The sequence below is a fragment of the Pseudoalteromonas fuliginea genome, assembly GCF_000690055.1.
Classification (GTDB): domain Bacteria; phylum Pseudomonadota; class Gammaproteobacteria; order Enterobacterales; family Alteromonadaceae; genus Pseudoalteromonas; species Pseudoalteromonas fuliginea.
In genome coordinates this window covers 22,559-49,374 of record NZ_JJNZ01000073.1, presented here as the reverse complement: position 1 = coordinate 49,374, position 26,816 = coordinate 22,559, and the positions used below count along the sequence as shown (strand labels likewise).

The window sequence follows — 26,816 nt, the reverse complement described above, 5'->3', positions numbered from 1 at the left end:
CGTCAGCCCGAAGGGTTCTGCCCAGGGGCTATTTACTCTTTGTTGCTCGGTTTTTACTTAGCCCACTAGGTTACAAACCTCGCGCCGCGATTAAATAGCCCCTAGATTGAACAAATTTTAATCCTGAAAGGTCAACAGGCCCAATAACTGAGACATTATTTATATGAATTCAATAAAGCTAGTATCCGAAGAATTAACGCCAACAAAAATAGTGTGTGTTGGCCGTAACTACACCGCACACATTGCAGAGCTAAACAACGAAACGCCAGATCAAATGGTGTTATTTAACAAACCAAACAGCGCGATTACTAATACGCTATTTGCAGCTCATAACGGCGATACGCTGCATTACGAAACCGAGTTATGTTTTGTAATTAAAAATAAAAAATTTGCAGGTGTTGGACTCGGCCTTGATTTAACTAAGCGTACCGTGCAAAGTAAATTAAAAAATAAAGGGCTACCTTGGGAGCGCGCTAAAGCATTTAATGGCTCGGTTATTTTAAGTGATTTTGTAGAGCTAACCGATGCGATGAAGCATTTTACATTTGAACTTAAAATTAATAATGAAGTAATTCAGCAAGGCGATACTCATTTTATGCTGCATAACCCTGACTCAATTTTACACGAAATTAGTGAATTTATGAGCCTAGAAGATGGTGATGTGGTTATGACAGGTACGCCGTCAGGTGTAGGTGAAGTGATTGCCGAAAGTGTGTTCACAGTAAGGCTTTACACTAATGAGCAATGTTTACTTGAGCAGCAATGGAATGTAAGTTAAATGGACAATTAAACAGGTAATTAAACGTAATTTAGTTACCTGTTTAGGTTTGTATTAATAGGGCATTGGATTGTTTCTAAAAATAACATCGATACTTGTAAGTACGTCGTCACTTAGCGTGATATCAAATGCATCAATATCTTCTTTTAATTGCGCCATATTTGTTGCGCCAATAATTGAAGACGTTACACCGTTTACTTGATTACACCATGCAAGAGCTAGTTGAGCAGGGGAAATATTGTGATCATGCGCAAGTTCAACATACTGTTTGGTTGCTTGCTCTGCGTTTGGTGTATCTCTAAAAATACCGTTGCGTTGCATAAAGGTCCAACGAGAGCCTTCAGGGCGAGCGCCGTTTAAGTATTTACCCGTTAATAAACCGGCAGCCAGAGGCGACCATGGTAAGTAGGCAATATCTTCATGAACACATTGCTCTATTAAATACGGCCAGTCTTTAGCATGCGCTAGGCTAAACTCGTTTTGAATAGATACCATGCGCGGTAAGTTATGCTCTTTGGCCAAACTTAAAAACTGGCTTATACCCCAAGGTGTGTCGTCAGATAAACCGCAGTGCTTAATTTTACCTGCTTTAACACAATCGTTTAAACCTTCTAAAATATCCAGCATACTAGCTTGCTGTTCTTGTGTATTTACGTCGGTAAATTTAAGCGTGCCAGGCCACTGCCTACCAAAATGTGGTGTAGAACGGTTTGGCCAATGTAACTGATATAAATCGATGTAGTCGGTTTGAAGGCGCTTGAGTGAATCGTCCACTGCTTCTATTACTGTTTGGCGAGTAATATTGCTACCATCGCGAACCCATGCTAAACCGTTACCAGCAATTTTTGTAGCAAGTATTACATCGCCGCGTTTTTGCTTCTTTCGTGATAGCCAGTTGCCAATAATTTGTTCAGTTTTACCATAGGTATCGGGTGATGGAGGAACTGCGTACATTTCGGCTGTATCAATAAAGTTTACGCCTTGAGCAAGTGCGTAGGCTATTTGTTCATCAGCATCATTTTGGGTATTTTGCATTCCCCAAGTCATACTACCTAGACATACTCTTGAAACATTAACACCACTGCTTCCTAGTGGACTGTATTGCATAAAATTTCCTTATTGCTCGTCTTGAGCGTAGCTAATTAAAGCCGATAAAAGAGGCTCTGAAATAGGGGCTTTTTGACCTGTTTCAAAATCAAACATAACCACTTTCGAATTACCGGTTGTGGTTATGGCATTTTGTGCGTGACTAAATACTGTATAATTCATCATAAATCGGTCTGTTTTAATGTCAGAAATAGTGACGCCTACAGTAAGGGTATCTGGAAAAGTAACAGGGCGCTTATAACGAATATTATTTTCGCTTATAACAGGGCCAATGCCGCTTGGGCTAATTGTATCAAATAAGTTTATTTTATTTAAAAAGTCGATTCTGGCTATTTCAAAGTAACGCAGGTAAACCACATTGTTTACGTGTTGAAGGGCATCCATATCGGCCCACGCTACAGTAATGTCAGTATGAATAGGGTGCTGATCTTTAAACGTTTGCATGCACTTTAACTCTTTATTTTAAAGCACTAGATTATCAATATGACGATATGACCTCAAGGTAATTAGTGCGCTGTTTTTATGTATGACGAGTTTACTAAACTTGAACCCACCATAATAAATCGATTAATCAGAGTTTAGGAGCTTGCTTATTAATAATGATTAAACAATAATGGCTGTATAAATAAACAGTGTTGTAATGGTGATGAAAAAGTTTATTCATATAGATATGGACTGCTTTTATGCGGCAGTTGAGATGCGCGATAATCCTAAGCTTGCCAATGTGCCGCTTGCTATTGGTGGCAATAGTCGCAGAGGTGTACTTTCTACAGCCAACTACATTGCCAGAGAGTATGGCGTGCGCTCAGCTATGTCTAATTATCATGCAAAACAATTATGCCCTGATTTAGTTATTGTACCTGGGCGCATGGCTGTTTATAAAGAAGCTTCAAATCAAATACGTGAAGTATTTAATCGTTACACCAACTTAATTGAACCACTCTCTCTTGACGAAGCTTACCTTGATGTAACTGATAGTAGCGTTTGTAAAGGCAGTGCTACGCTTATTGCGCAGCAAATAAGAGCTGATATTTATAATGCTACAGGGCTTACTGCATCCGCTGGTATTGCACCTATTAAATTTATTGCCAAAATAGCGAGTGATGAAAACAAGCCTAACGGTCAGTTTGTTGTATTACCTGATGAGGTGGATGATTTTTTAGCACAGTTACCTCTGGGTAAAATTCCGGGTGTCGGTAAAGTAACGCTCGAAAAACTCAATTTAAAAGGATTATATACAGGTAAAGATGTACGCGAAAAAGGCGTAAATTGGATGCAACAGCATGTAGGTAATTTGGGCGTATCGCTTTACCAAAAATGTGCAGGTGAGTATGTCGGTAAGGTATCTACTAATCGTATTAGAAAGTCGCTAAGTGTTGAGCATACCTATGAGTATAACAAAACCAGCTTACAAGAATGCCTAGAACAGTTGCCTACGTTGTTAGATGAGTTAAAGGTGCGCTTGGAAAAACAACAATTACAAAATCGGATTAATAAACTGAGCGTTAAAGTTAAATTTGCGAATTTTATAGTAACCTCTGCGGATCAGGCTTATCACCAATTAAATACTGAGGTTTTTACACAACTACTTACTAAAGCTTTCCAGCGAGGTGTGCAGCAACCGGTCAGGCTTTTAGGTATTGGGGTGGGCATAAAAAATCAACCAGATCAAAACTTCCAACTTAGTATTCTCGATTAAGCTGTAAAGCCTGTAATTGCAAGTTGCCACTAAAAAGTGGATTAAACTAAACACTTATCGCAGCTTGCTGGTCTTCAATATTCAAATCGACGATAATAGGGGCTTATGTTTTTTAACAGGACCTTTATTTATGGCATATCCAAAAGCCGTGTTGGCTCAGCCAGTAAGTGCTAGCCTTGAATCCGCATCACATGATGCATTAATCATTATTAGTGATGACTTTTCTCAATTACCAAATAATTCGCTACGTGATGCTGTTTTAGCACAATCAAAAGTAGATTCTCGCATTGGTAAGCAAGTTATTTTATTAGTGATTGAAAGTAAGCGTGTAGTACTTGCGCCAACCGGTCCGCTAAACAGAGATTATGACGATGTGCGCCGTTATTTTGATGCAGCTAAACTTGCAATCAACGAAGCGAAAGCATCGGGTAGTATTAACCCTGCATTATTTTTACCAAATTTAAATGGCGATAGCCGTTATCAGCATGCTTTAGAAGTTGCTTATTTAGGTGCTTGCCAAGCATTATGGCAGCCATTAGAAGCGCGTGAGTTTCATGGTGAAGGTATTGAACCGATAACAAGTATTGGTTTAGTTGGTGCTAGCGAGCAAACAATTAAAGCCGTTAATGCAATTGCTGCTGGTCAATATGCTGCGCGTGATTTATGCGGTACTGAACCTGAACGTATGGCTCCACCGCGCTTTGCTGATTACTGTGTTGATTTATTTAAAGGCTCAAACATTGCGGTTGATGTAATCGATGATATTGCAGCTATTGATAAAAATTACCCAATGTTAAGTACAGTTGCTCGCGCATCGTATGCAGTTGAGCGCCATCACCCACGTGTTGTTAAGCTTGAATATGTACCAGAGGGTGAAATTACTCGTACCCTAATGTTTGTTGGTAAAGGCCTTGTATACGATACAGGTGGAGCCGATTTAAAAGTAGGCGGATATATGGCTGGCATGAGTCGTGATAAAGGCGGCGCAGCTTCTGTTGCGGGCTTTATGAAAGCAGTTGCTGATTATCAACCTAAAGGCGTTAAAGTAGTATCGTACTTAGCCGTTGTTCGCAACTCTATTGGTTCGGATTGCTTTGTACCAGATGAAATAATTACTAGTCGTGAAGGTATCCGTGTACGCATCGGTAACACCGATGCAGAAGGGCGTTTAGCAATGGGCGACCTGCTTAGCGAAATGAAAGATTTAGCTAAAACTGAGGTTAATCCAACGTTATTTACTGTAGCTACATTAACGGGTCATGCAGCTCGGGCAATGGGTCCATACGGTGCGTATGTTGAAAATGGTCCAGCTCGTAGTGCTGGTGTTTCACGTCAAATAGCTGACCTTGGAGATTTGTGGGCCGATGGCGCTGAAGTGTCGCGTTCACGACGTGAAGACTACGACTTTATTAAACCACGTACGCTAGCTGACGATGTTTTATCTAGCAATAACGCAGCATCTGCCGTTACTGCGCGTGGGCATCAGTTCCCAATGGCGTTTATGGCTATTGTTGGTGGGCTAGATAAGCACGGTAACGACTCTGCACAGCCTTTACCTTACGTACATATGGATATTGCGGGTAGTGGCGTTGAAGGTGGTGATTGGCAGCACGGTAAGCCAACTGCGGCATCAGTAACTAGCTTGTTTGCTCGTTACTGTTTATAAAATTTAAGGCCTGTTGACCTTTGTGGATTAAAATTTGTTATACCCAATGGCGGTTTGATCACGACTCGAAATTTTTAACCTAGTGGGCTAGGTAGTTGCTCCTGCGTTACTTATATATGTAACGTAGGATGAGGCCAAAGGGTAGAGTATGTTTGTCATTTATGAAGAATAACCAGATACCATAAATAGGCACTGCTTTGCTTAATTACCAAACATACAGCTGAAAATTTAATCTGGAAAGATAAGCAGGCCTCAATATATAAATAAAAGCCCCAAATTATGAACCATAATTTGGGGCTTTTAATTTACACTATTTAAAATGTGATTCGAGGCTGATTTTTATTCTGAGTTCAATATTTAAACTATAGCTTAAAGCGGTTAACAACATTGGATAACTCCGAGCTGCTTTGTTTTAGTTTATCACTAGCATCGGTAAGTTGTTTTGTATTGCTTAACGACTGTTCAGTTGAATGTGATAGGTCATTAATACGTAAATTAACTTCATCGGCTGCAGATGTTTGCTGTTCAGTAGCACGCGCTATTTGACTGTTCATTTCAGTTATTACTGATACAAGTCTTTCAATTTCGTTAAGTGACGTGTTGGCAGATGATGCTTGATCAACCGTTGATACGGAAAGTGTTTGGCTCGCTTTTACGGCTTCAACAGCTGCTTTAGTACCTTCTTGCAGCTTGGTGATCATTGATTGAATTTCATCAGTACTTTTCCCCGTACGACTCGCTAGTGTGCGCACTTCGTCGGCAACAACGGCAAAGCCTCGGCCGTGCTCACCTGCTCGAGCGGCCTCAATTGCAGCGTTAAGTGCAAGTAAGTTGGTCTGCTCCGAAATACTTCTAATAACATCGAGTACAGAACCTATATTATGGCTTTCGTTAGCTAGATCTTCCGTTACACGGCTCACTGTTTCTATATTGCTAGAAAGGGTTTCTATGGCTGTGATTGTTTTAGCTACAACATTTTTACCAGTAGATGCATTTTTAGCTGCATCATTAGCAGCCTGTTCTGCGGCTTCCGCATTACGGCTTACATCATGTATTTGGTGAGTCATTTGCTCCATTGCGGCGGCAACTTGAGTAGAGCTGTCGTTTTGTAATTCTATGAACGATTGACTTGTTTTACTTGATTCGTCAACAGTATGAACGTGCTCATTAACGTCTCGTACACTTTGTGAAACATTAGTTAGTGATTCACGCATTTTTGATATAAAGGAATTAAATGATTTAGAAAGCTCAGAAATCTCATCGTTGCCTTCTTCATTTAAAGTGCGCGTTAAATCGCCTTCGCCTTGAGAAATATCTTTCATCATATCGGCTGCAAGACGTGTTGGGATAAGAATACTTTTGCCAATAAAATAGCTAAGTAAAATAATGGCTAATATCATTACAACAGCATTGAGAATAATTAGGTTTCGTTGTTCTGAAAATGCGGTATCAATTGAATCAAGGTAAACACCAGAGCCAATAATCCATTGCCATTGATTAAATCCTTTAACAAATGCAATTTTTTCAACAGGTTTATCTTTACCAGGTTTTGGCCACTTATAAGGTATGAAACCTTCGCCATTCTTTTTCACTATATTTACCATATCAACAAATAATGCTTTCCCGTCGGGATCTTTATTATTGCTTAGGCTTTTACCTTCAAGTGCCGGTTTTATGGGGTGCATTACCATTTCTGGTTGGTAGTTATTAATCCAAAAGTAATTAGTTTCATCGTATCTAAGTGCACGAATAGTTTGTATCGCTTGGGATTGAGCTTGTGTTTGGGTAAGCGCTTTATTTTGTTCCAGCTCATAAAAGTGATCGATTATGCTATACGCGGTTTCTACTACATTTTGTGTTTTAAGGTATTGTTCGTTCTTAAGGGCATTGTATTGGTGAGTTAAGCTCGAAATACTCAATACAATTAAGCCAAAAATAACAATACCTACTAAAATGGCAAAACGTTGGAAAATACTAAAACGACGAAGATTAAGCATACATTTATCCTTTATGAGTTTGCACTATTAAGTGCATAGAATAAGCGTAGCTAAAAAGTGTATTTAATCTAGGCTTAGCTGCTAATAAAACAAAAAAAGGCTGATTTTTCAATCAGCCTTTAGTCTACCTTTAATATTAACTCATCTATTTAACATCAAAATGACGATTAAAGAAGTTTGTTATGGTTTGATGTAGGTGTGTTTGCACTTGTTTCCCACGTAGGCTGTGTTTAGAGCCAGGGTAGGTCATCATTTCAAACTGTTTTTCGTTATCTTGAAGCTGTTTAAATAATTTAGTGGAATGCGTAAACAATACGTTGTCGTCAGCCATACCATGATAAATCATTAATGGGCCTTTTAAGCCATCTGCATATGGAAATACTGCGCTGTCTTCGTAGCCTTTAGCATTTGTATCGGGGTGACCTAAATAACGCTCTGTGTAATGTGTATCGTATAGAGCCCAATCGGTTACTGGTGCACCTGATACGCCGGCTTGAAAGTAATCGCCCGCTTTAAACATAGTCATAAGTGCCATGTAGCCGCCGTAGCTATGGCCATAAACACCAATGCGTTGTGGGTCTACGTAATCAAGGGTACGTAAAAACTCTACGCCTTTAATTTGATCGGCAACCTCAACCACACCTAATTTTTTATAAATAGCATCTTCAAACTTTTTACCACGGTTGTACGAACCACGGTTATCCAGTTGAAAAATGACATAACCTTGTTGCGCCATGTACTGAAAGTACAAGTTTTTACTGCGCCAGCTATTCGTTACTCGCTGAGCATGCGGGCCGCCGTATACGTTAACAATAACAGGATGCTTTTTGCCATCAGCAATGGTGCTAGGCTTAAATAAACGGTAATGCATAACTTGGCCATCATCGGCTTTAATTGTGCCGTATTCTGGTTTTGTTAAGTCGCTTAAATAAGGAGTAAGGGGGTGGCTACTATCTAGCTTATTTTCTTCAAGCCAGGTAATGAATTCGCCGTTTACTTTACGAAGTGCTGCTGAGTTTGGTTTATTATCAGACGAGCTATTATCGATAAAGGTTTTATTGTCTTTTGCTAGCACAACATTGTGGTACTGACCTTTTTCGGTGATACGTTTGGCATCGCCTTTTTTAAATAAAGGCGCGCTGTATAAATGGCTTTCAAGCGGTGTATCTTTTCGACCGGCAAAGTAAACAATGCCTTTTTTCTCATCAATACCTTTTAAGCTATCAACAGCCCAATCACCAGAGGTGATTTGACGTACAAGTTGACCGTTTGTGCGATACAGATATAAATGTTTAAAGCCGTCTCGCTCAGATGCCCATACAAAATGTTTTTTGTCTTTTAAAAACTCAAGATCAAAATGTAGGTTAATCCACGTTTCGCTATTTTCGGTCAGTGCTACTTTTTGGGCTTTAGTTTCGCTGTTATAAAAACGCAGTTCTAATTTATGTTGCGAGCGATTTTGCCATTGGTACGACAGTGTATTGCCGTCTTTTAGCCATTTAGCGCGCGCAATGTAAATGTCTTCATCTTTACCTAAATCAATCCAATCTACTTTTTGGTCGTTTAGCTTAACCACACCAAGTTGAATTTTAACGTTATCGGTACCTGTAAACGGGTAGCGCTGGTTAAATAATTTAACTTCGTCAGCGTAAATTTCGTTACGGATAGCTTCTTTTACTGGGGTTTCGTCAACGCGGGTATAGGCAATTTTAGTTTCATCACCTGACCACCAGTAACCTGTCATGCGGCTCATTTCTTCTTGAGCTACAAATTCGGCCATGCCGTTTTTAATTACGCCGCCGCCATCTTTACTAAGCTGAATTTCTTTACCAGACTCAAGCTCTAAAGCGAATAGGTTTTGCTCTCGAATAAACGATACGTAGTTACCTTTAGGTGAAAAGCGTGCATCGGTTTCAAATGTTTCAGTGTCGGTTAGTTTTTTACTTTTAGCAGAGGCTAAATCGTAATAATAAAGGTCGCCATTGAGTGGGAATAAAAGTGCTTTGCCATCTTTAGACCATTTGTATTCAAGTATGCCTTTACCAAAGATACGTTGGCGTTCGCGGCGTGCTTTTTCTTCATCTGATAGGTTTTCTGGGCCTGAAAATAACTTTGCTGAATCAACTAGCACACGATTGGTGTTATCTTTTAGGTTGTATTCCCATAAGTCGTAGCGATTGTAGTCATCGCTTTTACCTTGCAAATAAGTCACACGGCTGCCGTCAGGCGAAAATTTAAGTTGCACAGGTGATTTACCTGAAAGGCTTGGATCGTCAAAAATACGCTCCAGCGATAAAGGTTTTGCTTGAACAGCAAGGGTGCCAACCATTAATGGCAGGGCCAGTGAAAGATGTTTTATTTTTTTTAGCACAAGGTTGCCTTCGCTTTTATAAATATTGCTTTGAATGGTAAAGCCAAGCGTGTGCAACTGCAACTAAATGCTATAAAGTGGCAATTATTAAAGACAAAGTAGGACATAACAATGACTAACCCTGAATTTAAATTAGCGCCAGAGCTTAAACGCGACTGTATAGAACTTGCCGATTGGCCGTTGTGTAAAGTACTTTTATTGAACGACAGCTTGTATCCGTGGTTTGTATTAGTGCCTAGGCAGGCTAACTTAAAAGAGATAATTGATTTATCTGAGGATGATCAAATTGTTTATTTAAAAGAGTCAGCCAAGCTAAGTAAATTATTAATGGATGTATTTAAACCTGATAAATTAAACATAGCGGCTTTAGGTAATATGGTGCCGCAATTACATATTCATCATATTGCGCGTTTTACGAGTGATGCTGCATGGCCTGCGCCAATTTGGGGTAAGCACCCAGCAGTGCCTTATACAGATCTACAAATCACAGAGCTAAAAAAAGCGCTGCAGTTTTAAGCTGCAACGCTTTTTTAGGGTTTAACTAAGTTTAACTAAACTTATTTAAGCCCTAGTACTTCCCTACCTTGCTTAAACGTTACATCTACAGGGATATTAGCTTTACTTAGTTTTTCTAAGTCTTTAGCAAGTTCTTCTTTAATGTCGCCATGCGTTGCAATTAGTTGATCTACTTTTTCATAATCGCCATCACCTTGTAAGGTTAAAATTAAGCGAGAAAGCTTGGCCATTGCAATGCTCATTTTTTCCATATTAACGCGGTATAAGCCTGCTTCATTTTTAGAAAAAGCACCTTCTTGAGCAAAAAAGTTAAAGCGGATCATATTTGCTTTACCATGCGCGCTTGATGCTCCAAAACGAACTGAGCGGAATATACCTGCCATGAAGGTCGTGTAATAATCTTCAATAGTGCCTTCAGTAATTTCGCCTTTTTTAAGTAACTGTTCAATCATGTATAGACCTAAAATATCGGCTTTACCTTCTTCAAGTGCACTTGCGTGTTCTTGTAGTGATTGACGAACAGTACCTTTACCTGTAATTGTATTTTTAATACCTAAACCGTGAGCCACTTCATGGAACATCGTATTGGCAAAAAATGCATCAAAAGTAATGTGTTTACGCTGCTCTGGTACAATTAACTGCTCTGAAATTGGCACTAAAATTTTATCAAATTTAGCACGCATCGCATTTTTAAGTTGTAGACGACGAGTTCCTTTTTCTAGCTGTACTTGCTCATCGTTTGGTAAGTTAATTGCGATTGTTTTACTACCCGCGTTTGAATGCCCAGCGTAGTAAACAACATCATATGCATTTAGGTCGGCGTCAGAGCCTGGTACTTCTTGTTTGTACTTAGCATCAACGGGTAAGTCTTTTTGAAGCTCAGGTAAAAATGCTGCAAATTTAGCTAGGCGTTCACTCCATTTTAAATCTTTAATTAATACATAAGATTCATAAGCAGCGCGGTAACCAAATAACTGATCTTCATAAGTTTCTATAGGACCAATAACCACATCAATAGGGTTATTTTTCATGTCCATCCATGCAAAGTCAGAGACTTGGAAGTCATCTTTTTGCAGAGCATCAGCTCGAAGATTTAAGTAACTAGCAAATTCTTTGTCATCGGCGAGCTTACTGGCTTCGCGCAAAAGATCAGCTGCTTTTGCAAGTTCTGCAGCGTATTCTTTTGAGTAGGGTACGCTATAAAGCTTACCTTGCTCGTCACGCTTAATTACAGAATAAAGCCCTGTTTTGTCTTTTACGTCTGCATTATTTAATTCTTCTTTGGTTATGTCAGCAGGGTAAAACTGTGCACCAAGTGGCTTTTCTTTATAGCTGGATAAAAATGCTTTATCGCCATTTAAACGATCCCATGGGCCATAGTTTATATCGGCAAATTGACGTACTTTTTCGTCACTTAGCTTTGCTAAAAAAGCATCTTTATTATCACCAAATGCTTGTTTCCAAAATAACTCATCCATTACTTTTGAAGCGTCAATAAGCTTTGCAACCATCGCTCGTTGGTTGTCGCTCAGGTGTGATAAATCACTTTGCAGACTAAAGTCGGTGTAAATATCTAAACGTTGTTTATCTGCATTAATAAGCTTAGGGCCTGATTGTGCACTGCTTTTTTGAGCAAGCTCTACGGCTGTGTTGTCGGTAGAAGACGGTGCTTGTTCAGAACATGCACTAAGAAAAACGACACCAGAGAGCATAATTGCTTGGCTAATTTTATTTAAGATCATTATGTTGCCTGTTTGAAAAGTAAGTTTAATAATTTTTATGCACCAGCTAAGTAGCTAAATACATATAAACGTTTGCTTATAGTGACTGCATTAAAGCAAAACTAAATGGTAAATAGCAAGTGTTAGGCGTTGTAAGACAAGCCCTTGCGATAAAAGACATAGAATAAGGAATAAACTTCTATAATTTTCTTAACTTTAACGGTAAGTTAGACAATACTAATTGTACTATGAAAATTACAAAAATTAATTGTCGAAGTTTGCAGTTGCATTGCAATCGAAGAACAAAAGGATGACAGATCTATGTCTACAGAAAATGCATTATTAACAATTTTAGTCGATAGAATAAATAACGATACACTCGTTTTACCTACATTACCTGAAGTTGCTGTAAAGGTTCGCCAAGCTGCTGATAACTCTGATGTCAATTTGATGCAAATGGCAGATGTGATATCACAAGACCCCGCGCTTTCTGCTCGTATGATAAAAGTAGCTAATAGTGCGATTATGGGGCGCTCTGTAAAAGTATCCAATTTACAACAAGCAGTGACACGTATTGGACTTCGTCAAATTAAAAATATTGCAACAGCAATGGCTATGGAGCAATTATTTGTATCTAATAACGAGATAATTAAAGGCTACATGGGCAAAGCTTGGCAAAAAACATTAACGGTTGCGAGTCATTCAATAACACTTATGGAGTTTTACTTAAAAAATAATAAACATACTTCATTAAATCGCGATTCAATCACTCTAGCTGCATTGGTTTATAACATTGGCGTGTTACCTATTTTAACTGAAGCTGAGCGTCATCCTGAAGTATTTGCTAACCCGAGCTTTTTAGCTCATGCAATTCAAAAGCTTAGTGGGAAAATTGGTTCTTCTATCATGCGTGCTTGGGAGTTTCCTGAAGAATTTTCTAATGTCGCTTTAAGTTGGGCTGATCCGAGTTATAAGTTAGAACAAATAAGTTATGTCGATTTCATTCGTATTGGCGCTATTTTAGAGGGAACACTCCAGGTTTCTGATAAGTCAGCTGCTTTACAAGTGTATATAGAAAAAGGGGTTATCCCTTCCATGGATCTGTTCTCGAGTGATGAATACAACGATATGCTTGACGATGTGAAAGACATGTTTAGCTAAAGTAAGTAATACCAGTCCGTTTAGATTATTTAAAGGTTTATACGGATTGGTATTAATGTTGACTATTAAAACACGATTTAATTGCAATGCTGTTTAAGGTATACATTGGAGCAATTTTTTGAAATATTTAAATAACCTGAACTCTGGATAATAAATCCATCCCGAGCAGCAATTTTTAGCGCTAACTGCGTTGAATTTACTTGCAATAGGCCAGTTATCGACAGTATTTTCTTATCTCAAAATAGGTCTCTTAATTAAGCGAATTGGGGATTATTTGCTGTACAAGCACGCACATTCTAACATTGTCATATTAAAAATCTGATAATCGCAACTCATATCAAATTTTTAACTGAATGTTGTAAGGCCTTAAATAACCTTTTTATGGATAACGTTTTACTAATTATTTAACTAGCCAAGCCAATTAATCAAAAACCTTAAAGCTGAGCAAAGCTGTCTACGTATTCACTTAGTTTTGGTATATCAACCGCTTGCAAACCATCGTTACTTCTAAGCACTAAGCCTTTTTCTACAAGTTCTGTAACAACCCGCCTGTAAGCTCTCTCAGTTGTTGCAAAACGTTCGGCTTCTGCATTTACCGTAGGATAGGCTCTAAGCAGTGTAGGGTTGTTGTTTTCGGCTCTTAGTAAACAATCTTTAGCTATGTTGTAGCTTAGCGGTAGTAATAGCTTATCTAGATTGATTTTTTGATTTTCTTGAAATTTAGCCGCTATAGTCTGCGCTGTGTATAAACTCAGTTCTGGTTTTTCAAGCAGCAGCGCGCGCCAATGCCTTAATTCAATAAGGTTATAGGTTACATCACTAAAACACGTGACCGTATAAATACACGGATTATTATTTAGCGCTTCTATTTCACCAATAAGGGTGTTGTTACAATCCAATTGTCCTAACAGCAGGCGTCGTCCATTTCCTACATCGTAACTAAACGACACAGTGCCACTGCGTACAAGCTTGCTTAAAGGCTGATCTTGATGGATCAGAACTTCTTTTTTTGATTGTTGATAGCTACTACCGGCAAAGGTTAAAAGCTGATCAACAAGGTAACTAGAAAAATGGTATTGAAACATCAATGTGCTCTTCGGACATTTGTCCTATTTATTACATCTTAATGACGATAGCATTAAGACACTAAGAATTTACGCTAACTTGCTACTAATACTATTAGCTTTGCTAAGAGTATTATTTTACCTTCATTTCCCGTGTAATGATTTAAGAAGTTGCTGGTATTTTCCGGCAAACTTTTTCAGGTTTTTTAAGCAAGTTAGCTTTTTTATTTTGTTGTTACTTTGCAATACTTATAAATGTCATAAGCTAGCAGTAGTGTAATGCTAACCTAAAGGCTGGGAGAGAACAATTGAGTTGGGAATATTTAGGTTATATTGCGTCAGCTTTATTGGTTGCATCGTTAACAATGACTGATGTAGTAAAACTACGCTGGTACAACATGTTTGGTTGTATTGTATTTACTGCATATGGTGTTGCCATTGGTGCAGTACCTGTGATTTTTACCAACGGCTTATTGTCGCTCGTAAATTTATATCACATTATAAAAATATATCGTCAGCCAAAAGTTGAAGCGCCTAAAAGCTAAAATACTACGCTGTAACTATAAAGGGTTAACTTGCGTTAACCCTTTATAGGTTTTATTTATCGATAATATTTTTTTCTTTTTCGTACCGTTTTATTCCTGCTATCCATGTTTGCAACACATTCGTTTCATAAATCTCATCAACAGGTATTTTAAAGTAATCTTTGTCTACTAAAATAAAGTCAGCCCATTTACCTTGTTCTAAGCTACCAATTTTAAACTCTTGATGTGCGGCATACGCACCGCCTAAAGTAAATGCACGTAATGCATCTTCTCTACTTAATACTTCACTTGCACGCCAACCATTTTTAGGTAATTGATTGTGGTCCATGCGTGTAATGGCTGAATATAACCCATAGAATGGATTAGCGAGTTCTACAGGGTAGTCCGACCCAGCCGCAATAATAGATCCTTGCTGTAAAAAAGATTGCCAAGCGTAGGCACCGCTTAGTTGTTTTTCAGTTAAGCGTTGCTCTGCCATATGCATATCTGATGTAGCATGCACTGGTTGCATTGATGGGATTATTTTTAACGCTTTAAAGCGAGGGATATCATCAGGGGTTACAATTTGGGCGTGCTCTATTCGGTTGCGCAGTAATATACCGCCCGTTTTTTTAAACACATTTTGGTAGGCATCAAGTACTACTTTATTTGCTTTATCGCCAATAGCATGGGTGTGAGCGCTAAAACCGCGCTTAAAGCTTTGCGTAAAGAGTGCTTCGAGTTTTTCTTGTGTCTCTAGCATTAATCCATGATGGCCTGTACGGTCTGCATAATCTTCAATAAGAGCTGCGCCACGAGATCCAAGTGCACCATCGGCGTATACTTTAACACTGCGGATTGACATGAAACTGTTTGCGTCTTGGTATCGCCCTGCTTTAAGCATTGTGTTTAAGTCGGGGCTAGCACCACTTAACATGGCCACAATACGCACAGGTAAATTTCCTAGTTCACTGCGTTCTTTGTAAACTTCCCACGTTGCTTTATCAATGCCAGCATCATGGGTAGAGGTAATACCTAAACTTAATAAATGCTTTCCTGCTGCATCAAGCGAATCGCTTATATCTTGTTTTGAAGGGGCTGGCATATGCTGGGTAATTAGCGATTCTGCTTTATCTACAAATATGCCGGTAGGGTTGCCAAATTCGTCTTTAATTATTTCACCGCCTTCAGGTGCTTTTGTTTGGGCGGTAATACCTGCAAGTTCGAGCGCTTTTGAATTTGCCCAAATAGCGTGGCTATCTACACGTGAAAGCACAACTGGACGATCATTAACTACTTTGTCTAAATCTTTAGCTGTTGGGAAGCGGGTATCACCCCAAAGCTCTTGGTTCCAACCTCGCCCTATAATCCAACCTTGTTTGTTATTGGCAAATATTTTTAGTTTATTTTTGACTTCATCAACCGATTTTGCACCACGTACATCAAGCTGCGATAAGTTATCTCCCAGGCCAATAACATGACCATGAGCATCAATTAAGCCTGGTAATAAGGTGCTACCTTGTACATCAATGAGCTTGGCGTCTGGGTAGCTATTTTTTAGTGTATCGCCACCTACTTTTACTACTTTTCCATCTTTAATGACAAGGGTAGAAAACTGCTGTACTTCGCCTTTGTATAAAGGGGTGTAACCATTGGCGTTATAAATTACTTTTGTTTGTGCAAGAGTGTAGCTAGAACTTGCGCAAAGGCTGGCTAGTATGAGTGGTTTGATTAGTTTTTTGAGTAGCATAAGGCATTATTTTTTATTGTTAGTGAATCAACACTAACAAAATCATTTTTATAATACCAATATGATGAGATGGTTGGGGGACGAAGTAAACTAAAGCTAGTTAGTGATACCTACCTAGCTTAAGAGTTAACAATTATTTACTCGCGTATAAACCGTATTCATTTAATGTTAGCTTACCATCTTTATCTTGATCATAGCTTGAAAATCGAGACCAAAGAGCAGGGTCTATTGATGCTTCGCCACGTGTTAAAAAGCCATCTTGGTTTCTATCAAATTTATTAAATTGTTCAACAATATTATTGCTTGCGGCAAAACTTAGAGTGCAAAAAGTGCTGAATGCAAAAAGTGCCATATAGCGTATTTTTTTCATAGGAAATACTCAGTAGAGGTTATTGGTTAGATAATTTTTAAATTCGATTAATGAAATTTGGTTATCTTGATCTTTATCCCATATCAAAAATGTGCTCAATAATTGTGGTTGAGGTTCAAGTTCATCATGGGTTAAATAACCATTTTTGTTAGTATCGAGATGGGAAAAGCGTTGCTTAACATCAAGTGCTAGGGCGTCAAAACTTGATAGTATTAAGATGCTTGTAACAAAGGAAAGTATCCTCATGGTATTTCTTCCAAAAGATTATTTAACCTGTAATCTGGTTGAGAGGTTAATTAACACATCAGGCCTATTACAAGTAAATTCAACGCAGTCAGCGCTGGGAATAGCTGCTTGAGATAGATTTATTAACCAGAGTTCAGGTTATTTAGGTTATAAACAATTTAGTAGAAGCGGGGAAAGCACTTGCCATAATTTAAATCCCAACATTAAATCCTTTTACACACTCCCTCAGGGATTATGGCAAATGCTTTAGTTCACTCTACTAGATAAAAGCTTAAGCAAAACTTAACTTGTTAAGGCTTAAAGCTTTTAAACTCTGTCTTAGAAATTACTTCATCATCGTTTTCGTCTAAATCGGTAAATTGCTTCATTACTTCTTTGTCTTGCTTGGCTTCGATAATTGATATTTGTCCATTCATATCTTTATCTAAGTGGGCAAAACGCACATTTGTTGGCGATGCAATTACGGTGGCACTAATTGCTAAAAACATTAATGAAAAAGCGGCGATAAGTTGTTTCATAATCACGTTCCTTATTAAATGAGTTTATTGAATAAATTTTTTGAATTCATCTAGCGACAATTGCCCATCTTGATTAGTATCAATTTGAGAAAAATTCTCGTGTAACACAGCATCTTCACCTGCTTCGGCTTCACTTAATGTGCCGTTACTGTCTTTATCAAGTTCGTTAAAAGTCGCGTGAACGTCCATTGCGTGTGCATTAGCGCCTAAAAAGCCTAAAGCCAGTAATGATGAAATTACTAAAGTGCGTTTGTTCATAATTATTTCCTTATTGATTAAAGTTATTACTCCTGTTACAAAAATGGTGCCAATAATAATTATTGTTATTTTTCAATTGGTTATTGTTTTTGCTTTAAGCCAATGAGAAGTTTTTACTGGGTTTATTGTAATTTTTGTGCGCCTTTTGCAACATTATTTGGTGGGGGTGAAAGGGAGTTTATTAAAATCAACGAGTTACGTTGTCTCTATTTGGCGACACATTGTTTTTGTAGCGCTGGCTGTTAATCGTATTAAATATAATTGCTGGTTCAGCTAGTGTATAAGGTAAGCACTTAATAATAGAACGCTTAACTTAAAAGGACTAAACGAAATGCCAGCAACCATAGCTAAAAAATACCAAGCAATGCTTAACTGGCGGCCTAATTTAATTGGGCAATTTGCAATGAGTATGCTGCTTTCGTTACTCCCGCTTTCTATAGTGGTGATTGTATTTTTAAATGCGCTTAACAAGCAATTAGCGGTTACTCAAAGTATCGTGAGTAACAACTATCAAGTTGCCAAATCGTTTAATACTCTAAAACAAGAGCTCAACAGCCTTGAGCGCGCCACTAGGCAAAACTGGGTATTAAAAAGTGAATCGCTTGATAAGCTCATTGTCGATAAATGGCAATCATCCCTACAAAGCATTGATGAACTTAAATTTGTAAACACGAATAAAGAGTATATTCACCAATGGCAACGCTTATATACCACCTTACAAACCGCGCATGTAAAACTCGTTGAGCAAAAACAGCAACAAGCTGAGCTATTTGTGCCAGTGAGCGATTTAGTTGCTGAGCTTACTTTATGGTTACGTGATAAAAACGAAGCGCAAATTACCAATAACCAAAATGAGCTTACAAGCCTGCAAGCGTCATTTATAAACTGGCTGGTGGCACTTATTCCACTGACTTTAATTTTTGGGGGAGGCTTTTTATGGCGTATAAGTGGGCGACTAAAAGGGTTAACTACGGTTATTGATAAGCTTGGGCAGGGGCATTGGCAGCAAAAAATATCTGTGAAAGGTTCAGCTGAGCTTGTTGAGCTAGGAGAAAAACTCCAATGGGTACAAGAACAGCTTCATATGCTTGAGCAGCAAAAAGATACTTTTTTACGCCATGTAACTCATGAGCTAAAAACGCCGCTTGCTTCAATGGTTGAAGGCACTGACTTATTAACTGATGAAATAGTAGGCCCAATTACCGCTGAGCAAAAAGCAGTGCTTGAGCTTATTAGCCAATCTATGGTGCGCCTTCGCACAATGATTGACAGCCTGCTGAGTTATAATGCGATTCGCACCAGTAAAGACAGCTTAAGTGAAGTTGAGTTTAGTCTTCTTATTAATAAAATTAATAGCCATTTTGAGCATCGCTTAAGTGCGCGTGAGCAAGCTCTGCAGTGGCAAAACACTTTACCTAACAAACCACTTGCTTTACCTAGTGAGCTTATTGAGATGATTTTAATTCAGCTTATTTCAAATGGCTTAAAATTTTCAGATAATAAGCAAAGCGTTACTATTAATTTAGCGCTTGAGCAAAACCAGCTTTGTATCGTTGTACTTGATAAAGGGTGCGGTATTAAAGAGCAAGAAAAAACTCAAATTTTCAGCGCATTTTATCAAGGTAAACACAGTAAAAATGTTACGCTGCAAGGCAGTGGGCTGGGCTTAACTATTGTAAAAGAGTCTGTTGAACAGCTAAGAGGTACACTTACTGTTGAGCATAACGAGCCACATGGTTGCCGGTTTTCAATTAAAATTCCCATAACAAAAAGTCTAGGAGTTAATTAACATGCGCTTGCGTTTAATCGCTATTTTATGTGTGCTTAGTAGCATGGTTATATCAGGTTGTGAAATTAATAATGGGCAAAAAGAGCGTGTGTCAATTACACCTGCACCTGTGGTCGATACAAAAAAAACGAACGACAAAAACAGTAACCCTAGTCCAAAACCTAGACCAAAAATTGAACCAAGCTATCCTCCTGCAGAGCAAGTTATTGCATGGCACGCTAATCAGTGTGGCGGATTTAAATTGGTACCTAACAAAGATGTTTTTACAGGTGAAAACGAGCTTAAACGCTTTTTTAAATTTATGTGCTTAAACATAAATGATGATCCAAATACGGTAATGACTAAGTTGCTAAAACTCGATCTTGCTTACTTTTGGCCTGATGACATAAAGCAATATTTATGGCTTCAAAAGCAGCAAGTAACTATGCAAATAAATGCTAAAAAAGAGCAGCAAGCACTTAATAATAAAATGCAAGAAACCCTCTCATCGTTAGCTACGATTGAGCAGCAACTTTTACTACGAGAAGAAACGAAGGAGCAGTAACGATGGCAGCAACTAAAGTGCAAAGTGCAAAAGTATTACTCGTTGACGACGACGCTAGCTTATTAAAACTGCTCTCTATTCGTATTGAATCAAAAGGATACGAAGTGACAACCTGTGAAAGCGGCTTAACCGCACTACAAATACTTAAAAGCCAAGTGTTTGATGCCGTAATAACCGACTTACGCATGGATGAAATGGATGGTATGGCACTGCATCGTCAGCTGCAAAGCCGCTACCCAGCATTACCTGTCATTATGATGACAGCGCACGGCTCAATTCCTGATGCAGTAGAGGCAACTAAGCAGGGCATTTTTGCATTCATAACTAAACCTGTAGATAAAGATGAGCTATTTGACAGCCTTGCTAAAGCAATTGAAATTCACGGTGTTAACGCTGATGAAGCTGCACCTAAAAGTAATATAGTTACGCGCAGTGGTGCAATGCTGCACTTGTTAGAGCAAGTAAAACTACTTGGGCCAACGCAAGTTAATGTACTTATTTCGGGGGCTAGTGGTACTGGTAAAGAATTACTCGCACAGGCGATTCATCAGCATAGTCATGTAAGCGGTGGCCCTTTTGTTGCAATTAACTGCGGCGCTGTACCGGGGGAGCTTTTAGAATCCGAATTATTTGGTCATAAAAAAGGCTCGTTTACGGGTGCAATTAAAGATCACCAAGGCTTGTTTCAACAAGCACAGGGTGGCACGTTATTTTTAGACGAAATAGGCGATATGCCGCTTAACTTGCAGGTTAAGTTACTGCGCGTATTACAAGAAAAAACAATTCGCCCAGTAGGTTTTCAAGAAGAGATAGCAATAGATGTGCGTATTGTATCGGCAACACACAAAAATCTCCCTGAAGCTATTTTAAACCAGCAGTTTAGAGAAGATTTATACTATCGCTTAAACGTAGTTAATTTAAAATTACCGCCACTGTGTGAACGCCGCGAAGATATAAGCTTATTAGCACAACATTTTAGTGCAAGCATTGCTAAGCGCATGAACCAAAATGAAAAACACTTTGCAAGCGATGCTATGCATGCACTTGTACGTTACGATTGGCCAGGTAATATCCGCCAATTACAAAACGTAGTAGAGCAGGTTGTAGCATTAACGCCAAGCGATGTTATTTCAGAGCACTTAGTGTTAGCTGCGCTAAATAGTAATGAAAAAAACGTAGAACCATTATCACTAAACGACGCTAAAAAAGAGTTTGAGCGCGACTATGTAATTAACACTTTAAAAATGGCTGGTGGTAACGTAGCTGAAGGCGCTAAGCTTGCCAAACGTAACCGTTCAGACTTTTATAAACTGATTAAAAAACATAATATTGATGTAGATAATTTATAAAGAGAAGCAAATGCAGTTATTTATGGTGTATTTAGGGGGGCGAATTCAGGGTTGCCATATAGAAATGCATGATATTCGTTTTGTTGTAGGGGAGAATATAGAACAAACCTACTCAAAGTTAAAAAGCCAGTGGGTAGGCGACAGAAGTAATGTTCACATGGATAGCTACATGGCAATTAATCATATAGATGGTTTTAAAGTAGAAGTAGTCGAGAGCTATGTGGAGCAAAATAAACAACTCTATTTTGTAAATTTAGGCGCTTACCGAAGTGATTCTATGGCTGAGCAACACGACTTTGCACTGTATGTTGCAAGCAGTAGCCATGAAGCTAAAGAGCGTGCTAAAAACGATTTACTTGCAGGGCTTAGCCATATTCATAAAGATGATTTACATGATGTAGACGATTGCTTTGCCATTGATTTACTCGACAGCCAATTGAATATAAAGTTAACCCCCAGCGGTGAAGCACAAACCATAAAGCCAGATTGGTTTGGCTACCATATATTGTAATGACTTATGAGTATCGGAGCAGCTTGTTATTAACGCTGCTTTTTTTGTGAGATTAAAGCGACATAAAGACATGTTTTGCTAAAAGCAAAGCAATGAAACTAACTTTTAATGACACCTATATTGCAACATTTCTCCTTCCGCACGATATTTATATCTTTCAAAAGCTAATAATTAATTGTATCTGCCTGATGTGGGTACTCTTTTATTTTTGCATGATCCAAGTTGTAAAAATACATAGAAAAAGTGCAATCACTCTTAAAGTTCATCATCAACCTCACCTAATTAGATGCCAATAATCTGTGGCAAAGTAAAAAGCGTGCCACCTAATAAAGCGCGCCATACATACGGTTAGAAAACAGTGTGTTTCAATGAAAGCTAACTACGGTATGTGATTGCATGCTTTATGTAATATTTTAAGTTATTGTTTTTAAATGAATAGACTTTAAAAAGATATAAAGAAGTGACATAAAGGAGGTTAAGGTGATTGCTATTTAATTAACATTTATTTAATTATAAGTAACAAATAAAATAATTAATTGAACTGTTTTAACTTAAAAATAATGACATAAATATTAAAAACATTCATAAAGGGAAGCGTGTGAACACTTTATCAACAAGAAAATGCCTATTAGTAATCGCGATCACTGCAAGTTTTTCTCAGCAAGTGATAGCACAAGAAAATATTGATGTTGGACCACAAACAAATACAACGTTAGCTAAAAAAGTGGCCAAAACCAAAGAAAAAGTAGAAAAAATTGTTATAACAGGATCTCGTTTAAGACGTGATAGTTTTAGTGTTCCTACACCACTAGTTGTTATGACTCGTGAAGATATTGCTGATACAGGTGTGGGATCGTTAGCTGATATTTTAGTTGATGGTATTCCTTCATTAACTGAAGATATTAGTAATACTAATAGTCAGTCATTAGTTTCGGGTACCGGGCTTTCTACCGTTAATTTACGCGGTTTGGGTGCTAGTAGGACGTTAACATTGATTGATGGGCGTCGTGTTGTTTCAAATAGTTACAGTGGTAATAAAGTAAGTTTAAGTACGATCCCTAGTGGTATGGTGCAGCGCGTTGAAGTTATTACCGGTGGCGCATCTGCAACTTATGGTGCAGATGCGGTATCAGGTGTGGTTAATATAATTACGCAAACTGATAAAGAAGGCTTTAGTTTAAGCGGTCGAACAGGGGAGTCGTTTGAAGGCGGTGCAAAAGAATTCACGATTGATATGGATTACGGTACTTCATTTGATGATGATAAAGGTTACGTCTTTGTTAGCTCTAGTTGGGACCGTGAATTTGGATTAAGTTACTCAGATAGAAAACGTGCCCAATTAGAAGATGTTCATGGCTACGACAGCTCGCTTATGTGTAACACAATGCAAAATGCAGATGGCGATGATGTATGTATGCGTGATCAAACACCCGCCGATTGGGCAAGCAAAAGTGATGGAACTCTAGGAGGCGTATTTTTAGAGTCTAGTAATAATGACACTCAATTTTGGTACGATGGGCAAACGTTACGTGATGATTGGAAAGGTAACGAAGAGCGTTACGGTATTAATTCAAATGAGTATGTTGCGCTCAAAATACCAAATGATAAATTTAGCACTGCCGTAAAACTTAATTACGATATTAACGACTCACTAACAGCATATGCTCAAGTTCAGTTAAGCCTTACTAGTTCTTTCAATAATAAGTCACCAGAAGACGATTATGAAAGTGCCTATGTACCAACTTTTGATGCAGAAACTGGCGATGCTTTAGATGATATTCGACCTGGATATATTCCAATAGATAACCCTTATGTTCCCCAGGAGATGATTGATACTAATCCATATAAAGATCGTATTTATTGGGATAGACGTTTTGGTGAAGTAGGTAATATTACAACCGAAAATAATCGTACAACCCTTCGTACTTGGGCTGGTTTACAGGGAACCGCTTTTAATGATGAGTGGGAATGGGATATGTCGGTAGGCTTTGGTAAATTTCATCAAGAACAGCATCGTAATAACGAACTAAATATAGTCAAAGTAAACCAAGCTTTGCAAGCAGAGCAACTCGAAGATGGTACTATTCAATGTAAAGATGAGCAAGCACGTGCAGATGGTTGTGTTGCATTAAATATATTTGGCGAAGGTTCAATTACACCAGAAATGGCCGATTGGATACGCAGTAGTCCAACAATTAATACCTATATTGAGCAATATAATCTTTTAGGTTACATGACAGGGGATTTATTTAAGCTACCAGCGGGTAATGTATCAGCTGTATTTGGAGGTGAGTACCGCAAAGACACTGTTGATTTACAAACCAGCGAAGAGCTAAAAGTGGGGGGGATCACTTGGAATACAATTCCTGAATTTAATGAATCAATGGATGTGTTTGAAATATTTAGTGAATTTAGTATACCGCTACTCAGAGAAGTAACTTTTGCTAAGTCACTTTCAGTCGAAACGTCATTACGGTTAGCACAATACAGCGTCGATAGTTTAGACAACGTAGCCAGTTATAAGCTTGGTTTTATGTGGATACCCGTTGAAGGTTATGGCATTAGAGCTAACTATTCACGTTCACAGCGTGCGCCAAGTATCAGTGATCTTTATTCACCTCCTCGAGGTGACTTTGATAGCTTTGATGACATATGCGAAGGTGTAACAGCTACCTCAACAGAAGTTGGCCATGCAAATTGTCGATTAGATCCAACTCTTGCTACTTTAATCTCTGAGGATGAAGCATTTGAGTTGGCAGATGAGAACAATAGTTACTCTCCAAATGCAGGTAATTCAAATGTAAATGTTGAGACATCAGATTCTTACACGTTTGGAATCACAATGGCGCCTGACTTTTTAATAGGCTTCAACCTCGCGATAGATTACTACGACATTTCAATTGAAGATGCGCTTGGAGAAATCCCTAACGAAGAAATATTAGAGCAATGCTATAACTCAAGCCTAAGTTATGGCACCGACAATGCATTTTGTAACGATATTACACGAAACAGTGAAGGCCAGATAACTAAAATTATCCAACGTGTATATAACTTAAACGAAGAAAGTGCGCGTGGGGTTGATATAACATTTTCACAAAAAATTGATCTAAATGATTACGGTTCTTTAACACTAAAAGGTGATTTTAATCATGTTATTGAGCAGTCAACGACTTATGAAGGTAACGATGGTTTAGAGACCTTAAATTATGCAGGTTATTATACATCTCAAGATAAAGGTTCGGTTTCACTTCGATGGAAGCTTGATGAGTTAAGTGTACGCTGGAAAGTTAAATACTTGGGGGGATTCAAAGATGAGCTAGAGACTGATGAAGATGTTAGCGATTATCTGGATGCTGTAGCTGATAATAAGGTCCTTTGTAATACGGGTGATAGCGGGTGTATTGAAAACCCAGAGCCATTGTACTTCCAAAATTACGGAACCTACCTAAGACACGATATTTCAGCCTCGTATTCAATGAAAATGGATAAAAACTCTCGTTTGAAAATATCAGGCGGTATCAATAATATATTTGATAATAACGGTTTGTTCCACAAAAGCACTGGTAACTACTACAGTGGTTACGGTGGTGGTGTTGGTCGATTTGGTTTTATAAAAGCTGAATATTCATTTTAATCGACGATAGCTTTATTTAAGTTTTTGCCACAAGGATGTGGTTTTCTTAAGGTTAAATATGAAACATATATTTTTTTTACTACTGCCTTTATTAGTATGTTCTGGGTTATATGCATTTTTTGAATATGACTTGTACACAAAAAATCAACAAACAACAATTAATGAGTTTTTTGTACTAAAAGACGGTCCTTATATTGCTGAAAGTAACTCTGTATTAGACATAGCTTGGATTTGTAACGATCAGGCGAAACACCAAGCAACAGAATTTAAAAGCATACCAATTTATTTTTCTCAGTGCGGTTTAACAGCAGAGGTAAACACCCTTGAGTTTACTGAGGATCTAATTGAATTTACTGGAGTTTCTAAAATAGCGGCTCTAAGTGATTTGCACGGACAGTTTGATTTAATGATGCAATTATTAACCAATAACAAAATTATAAATAATGAAGGCAAGTGGAGCTATGGTGATGGCCATTTTGTGATTACCGGAGATATATTTGATCGTGGTGATAAAGTAACTGAAATTCTATGGTTTATTTTTGAACTTGAGCAACAAGCTAAGCAAGCTGGTGGCTCTTTGCATTTATTATTAGGTAATCATGAGGTTATGGTACTGAATAACGACTTACGTTACCTGCATGCTAAATATGTCCGCACGGCAAAGTTACTTGATGTAGAATTTGTTAGTTTATTTAATAAGCACACTATTCTTGGTCGTTGGTTACGGAGCAAAGCGGTGTTAGTAAAAATAGATGATTATTTATTTGCTCATGGGGGTTTTCACCCCGACTTTGCTAAAAGTGCAGTGTCATTGCAATCGATAAACACAGTTTTTAAACAAAATTTAGTTAAAGTTGAGCTAGATAACCCTAGAGAGGGCTTTGCAAAAGAATTACACAAAAAGAACGGGCCTATTTGGTATCGCGGATATTTTAAAGATGATGGTGCAACAGATATAGAAATCGATTTGTTGCTACAACATTTTGAAATTAAAAATATAGTGGTGGGACACACCTCTCAAAAACGAATAGAGGCGCGCTACCAAGGTAAGGTGATCGCAATCGATAGCAGTATTAAAAATGGTGAGTACGGAGAAATTTTATTTATAGAAAATGGTCTATTTAGTCGAGGCACTTTATCAGGCAAACGTTTAGCATTAAATTAAGCTTAATATAAGGGGCGGATTACTTGCTCTTTTTTATTTTTATTGGAATAGTCAATAATTCATCGTGACTAAATTAAA

Annotated in this window: 23 protein-coding genes; 12 read left to right on the top strand and 11 right to left on the bottom strand. The window is 38.1% G+C overall.

From position 1 onward, the window contains the following. The first annotated feature begins 163 nt into the window (after positions 1-163). Complete coding sequence (locus tag DC53_RS02750) at positions 164-778, top strand: fumarylacetoacetate hydrolase family protein (RefSeq protein ID WP_033031642.1); 615 nt, start codon at positions 164-166, stop codon at positions 776-778. A 54-nt stretch (positions 779-832) separates the two neighbouring features. Here DC53_RS02750 and DC53_RS02755 read toward each other — a convergent pair whose 3' ends face one another. Both DC53_RS02755 and DC53_RS02760 read right to left on the bottom strand, forming a co-directional pair. Beyond that, positions 833-1,885 (bottom strand): aldo/keto reductase, encoded by a 1,053-nt coding sequence (locus DC53_RS02755; protein WP_033031640.1) that lies wholly within the window; start codon positions 1,883-1,885, stop codon positions 833-835. A 9-nt stretch (positions 1,886-1,894) separates the two neighbouring features. Next, positions 1,895-2,329: an acyl-CoA thioesterase gene (locus DC53_RS02760; protein WP_008137540.1), complete on the bottom strand. Its 435-nt coding sequence runs from the start codon at positions 2,327-2,329 to the stop codon at positions 1,895-1,897. A 202-nt stretch (positions 2,330-2,531) separates the two neighbouring features. Between DC53_RS02760 and dinB the strand changes: the two genes are divergently transcribed. Next, a complete protein-coding gene (gene dinB, locus DC53_RS02765) occupies positions 2,532-3,584 on the top strand; it encodes a DNA polymerase IV (RefSeq protein WP_033031649.1) in 1,053 nt (350 codons plus the stop codon). Positions 3,585-3,714: 130 nt separating this feature from the next. Further along, complete coding sequence (locus DC53_RS02770; RefSeq protein ID WP_033031647.1) at positions 3,715-5,250, top strand: M17 family metallopeptidase; 1,536 nt, start codon at positions 3,715-3,717, stop codon at positions 5,248-5,250. Positions 5,251-5,612: 362 nt separating this feature from the next. Here DC53_RS02770 and DC53_RS02775 read toward each other — a convergent pair whose 3' ends face one another. Further along, positions 5,613-7,247 carry a methyl-accepting chemotaxis protein gene (locus tag DC53_RS02775; RefSeq protein ID WP_007377030.1) on the bottom strand — a complete coding sequence of 545 codons (1,635 nt, stop codon included), beginning with the start codon at positions 7,245-7,247 and terminating at the stop codon, positions 5,613-5,615. Positions 7,248-7,392: 145 nt separating this feature from the next. Then, positions 7,393-9,618 carry a S9 family peptidase gene (locus tag DC53_RS02780; protein WP_033023629.1) on the bottom strand — a complete coding sequence of 742 codons (2,226 nt, stop codon included), beginning with the start codon at positions 9,616-9,618 and terminating at the stop codon, positions 7,393-7,395. 111 nt (positions 9,619-9,729) lie between these two features. Here DC53_RS02780 and DC53_RS02785 point away from each other — a divergent pair, with 111 nt between their 5' ends. Then, positions 9,730-10,134 carry an HIT domain-containing protein gene (locus DC53_RS02785; protein WP_007377028.1) on the top strand — a complete coding sequence of 135 codons (405 nt, stop codon included), beginning with the start codon at positions 9,730-9,732 and terminating at the stop codon, positions 10,132-10,134. 41 nt (positions 10,135-10,175) lie between these two features. On the opposite strand, the gene DC53_RS02790 is transcribed toward DC53_RS02785, so the two are convergent. After that, positions 10,176-11,876 (bottom strand): DUF8614 domain-containing protein, encoded by a 1,701-nt coding sequence (locus tag DC53_RS02790; protein ID WP_007377027.1) that lies wholly within the window; start codon positions 11,874-11,876, stop codon positions 10,176-10,178. Between the two features lie 300 nt (positions 11,877-12,176). Here DC53_RS02790 and DC53_RS02795 point away from each other — a divergent pair, with 300 nt between their 5' ends. After that, positions 12,177-13,016: an HDOD domain-containing protein gene (locus DC53_RS02795; RefSeq protein WP_007377026.1), complete on the top strand. Its 840-nt coding sequence runs from the start codon at positions 12,177-12,179 to the stop codon at positions 13,014-13,016. A 434-nt stretch (positions 13,017-13,450) separates the two neighbouring features. On the opposite strand, the gene DC53_RS02800 is transcribed toward DC53_RS02795, so the two are convergent. Then, entirely contained in the window at positions 13,451-14,101 is a 651-nt protein-coding gene (locus DC53_RS02800) for a Crp/Fnr family transcriptional regulator (RefSeq protein WP_033031636.1), read from the bottom strand. A gap of 287 nt (positions 14,102-14,388) precedes the next feature. Here DC53_RS02800 and DC53_RS02805 point away from each other — a divergent pair, with 287 nt between their 5' ends. After that, positions 14,389-14,625, top strand: coding sequence for a YgjV family protein (locus DC53_RS02805; protein WP_007377025.1), 237 nt, complete (start codon positions 14,389-14,391; stop codon positions 14,623-14,625). A gap of 52 nt (positions 14,626-14,677) precedes the next feature. On the opposite strand, the gene DC53_RS02810 is transcribed toward DC53_RS02805, so the two are convergent. The 5 genes from DC53_RS02810 to DC53_RS02830 form a co-directional block, all read right to left on the bottom strand. Then, positions 14,678-16,354: an amidohydrolase gene (locus tag DC53_RS02810; protein ID WP_033031631.1), complete on the bottom strand. Its 1,677-nt coding sequence runs from the start codon at positions 16,352-16,354 to the stop codon at positions 14,678-14,680. 133 nt (positions 16,355-16,487) lie between these two features. Beyond that, positions 16,488-16,724 carry an EF-hand domain-containing protein gene (locus tag DC53_RS02815; protein ID WP_007377023.1) on the bottom strand — a complete coding sequence of 79 codons (237 nt, stop codon included), beginning with the start codon at positions 16,722-16,724 and terminating at the stop codon, positions 16,488-16,490. Between the two features lie 9 nt (positions 16,725-16,733). Then, on the bottom strand, positions 16,734-16,970 hold the full coding sequence (locus DC53_RS02820) for an EF-hand domain-containing protein (protein ID WP_033016114.1): 237 nt from the start codon (positions 16,968-16,970) through the stop codon (positions 16,734-16,736). 290 nt (positions 16,971-17,260) lie between these two features. Then, a complete protein-coding gene (locus tag DC53_RS02825) occupies positions 17,261-17,488 on the bottom strand; it encodes a hypothetical protein (protein ID WP_008137524.1) in 228 nt (75 codons plus the stop codon). Positions 17,489-17,512: 24 nt separating this feature from the next. Beyond that, a complete protein-coding gene (locus DC53_RS02830) occupies positions 17,513-17,746 on the bottom strand; it encodes an EF-hand domain-containing protein (RefSeq protein ID WP_033031627.1) in 234 nt (77 codons plus the stop codon). A gap of 331 nt (positions 17,747-18,077) precedes the next feature. On the opposite strand from DC53_RS02830, the gene DC53_RS02835 reads away from it, so the two are divergent. The 6 genes from DC53_RS02835 (at position 18,078) to DC53_RS02860 (ending at position 26,738) form a co-directional block, all read left to right on the top strand. After that, positions 18,078-19,535, top strand: a complete 1,458-nt coding sequence (locus tag DC53_RS02835; RefSeq protein WP_033031625.1) for a sensor histidine kinase — start codon at positions 18,078-18,080, stop codon at positions 19,533-19,535. Between the two features lies 1 nt (position 19,536). Further along, entirely contained in the window at positions 19,537-20,079 is a 543-nt protein-coding gene (locus DC53_RS02840; protein ID WP_007377018.1) for a hypothetical protein, read from the top strand. 2 nt (positions 20,080-20,081) lie between these two features. Further along, positions 20,082-21,428 (top strand): sigma 54-interacting transcriptional regulator, encoded by a 1,347-nt coding sequence (locus DC53_RS02845; protein WP_033031623.1) that lies wholly within the window; start codon positions 20,082-20,084, stop codon positions 21,426-21,428. 10 nt (positions 21,429-21,438) lie between these two features. Continuing rightward, positions 21,439-21,939 carry a DUF1543 domain-containing protein gene (locus DC53_RS02850; protein ID WP_007377016.1) on the top strand — a complete coding sequence of 167 codons (501 nt, stop codon included), beginning with the start codon at positions 21,439-21,441 and terminating at the stop codon, positions 21,937-21,939. Between the two features lie 598 nt (positions 21,940-22,537). Beyond that, the gene (locus DC53_RS02855) at positions 22,538-25,573 is read left to right on the top strand and encodes a TonB-dependent receptor domain-containing protein (protein WP_033031621.1); all 3,036 of its coding nucleotides are present in this window, start codon (positions 22,538-22,540) and stop codon (positions 25,571-25,573) included. A gap of 58 nt (positions 25,574-25,631) precedes the next feature. Beyond that, on the top strand, positions 25,632-26,738 hold the full coding sequence (locus tag DC53_RS02860) for a metallophosphoesterase (RefSeq protein WP_033031619.1): 1,107 nt from the start codon (positions 25,632-25,634) through the stop codon (positions 26,736-26,738). The last annotated feature ends 78 nt before the right edge of the window (positions 26,739-26,816 follow it).

Excerpts from the sequence above, each read along its gene's own strand:
- DC53_RS02795 (WP_007377026.1), top strand. The coding sequence starts at position 12,177 with ATGTCTACAGAAAATGCATTATTAACAATTTTAGTCGATAGAATAAAT.
- DC53_RS02835 (WP_033031625.1), top strand. The coding sequence starts at position 18,078 with ATGCCAGCAACCATAGCTAAAAAATACCAAGCAATGCTTAACTGGCGG.
- DC53_RS02810 (WP_033031631.1), bottom strand. The coding sequence starts at position 16,354 with ATGCTACTCAAAAAACTAATCAAACCACTCATACTAGCCAGCCTTTGC.
- DC53_RS02825 (WP_008137524.1), bottom strand. The coding sequence starts at position 17,488 with ATGAAACAACTTATCGCCGCTTTTTCATTAATGTTTTTAGCAATTAGT.
- DC53_RS02850 (WP_007377016.1), top strand. The coding sequence starts at position 21,439 with ATGCAGTTATTTATGGTGTATTTAGGGGGGCGAATTCAGGGTTGCCAT.
- DC53_RS02785 (WP_007377028.1), top strand. The coding sequence starts at position 9,730 with ATGACTAACCCTGAATTTAAATTAGCGCCAGAGCTTAAACGCGACTGT.
- DC53_RS02800 (WP_033031636.1), bottom strand. The coding sequence starts at position 14,101 with ATGTTTCAATACCATTTTTCTAGTTACCTTGTTGATCAGCTTTTAACC.
- DC53_RS02755 (WP_033031640.1), bottom strand. The coding sequence starts at position 1,885 with ATGCAATACAGTCCACTAGGAAGCAGTGGTGTTAATGTTTCAAGAGTA.
- DC53_RS02860 (WP_033031619.1), top strand. The coding sequence starts at position 25,632 with ATGAAACATATATTTTTTTTACTACTGCCTTTATTAGTATGTTCTGGG.
- DC53_RS02750 (WP_033031642.1), top strand. The coding sequence starts at position 164 with ATGAATTCAATAAAGCTAGTATCCGAAGAATTAACGCCAACAAAAATA.
- DC53_RS02760 (WP_008137540.1), bottom strand. The coding sequence starts at position 2,329 with ATGCAAACGTTTAAAGATCAGCACCCTATTCATACTGACATTACTGTA.
- DC53_RS02815 (WP_007377023.1), bottom strand. The coding sequence starts at position 16,724 with ATGAAAAAAATACGCTATATGGCACTTTTTGCATTCAGCACTTTTTGC.
- DC53_RS02770 (WP_033031647.1), top strand. The coding sequence starts at position 3,715 with ATGGCATATCCAAAAGCCGTGTTGGCTCAGCCAGTAAGTGCTAGCCTT.
- DC53_RS02840 (WP_007377018.1), top strand. The coding sequence starts at position 19,537 with ATGCGCTTGCGTTTAATCGCTATTTTATGTGTGCTTAGTAGCATGGTT.
- DC53_RS02775 (WP_007377030.1), bottom strand. The coding sequence starts at position 7,247 with ATGCTTAATCTTCGTCGTTTTAGTATTTTCCAACGTTTTGCCATTTTA.
- DC53_RS02845 (WP_033031623.1), top strand. The coding sequence starts at position 20,082 with ATGGCAGCAACTAAAGTGCAAAGTGCAAAAGTATTACTCGTTGACGAC.
- DC53_RS02820 (WP_033016114.1), bottom strand. The coding sequence starts at position 16,970 with ATGAGGATACTTTCCTTTGTTACAAGCATCTTAATACTATCAAGTTTT.
- DC53_RS02830 (WP_033031627.1), bottom strand. The coding sequence starts at position 17,746 with ATGAACAAACGCACTTTAGTAATTTCATCATTACTGGCTTTAGGCTTT.
- DC53_RS02790 (WP_007377027.1), bottom strand. The coding sequence starts at position 11,876 with ATGATCTTAAATAAAATTAGCCAAGCAATTATGCTCTCTGGTGTCGTT.
- dinB (WP_033031649.1), top strand. The coding sequence starts at position 2,532 with ATGAAAAAGTTTATTCATATAGATATGGACTGCTTTTATGCGGCAGTT.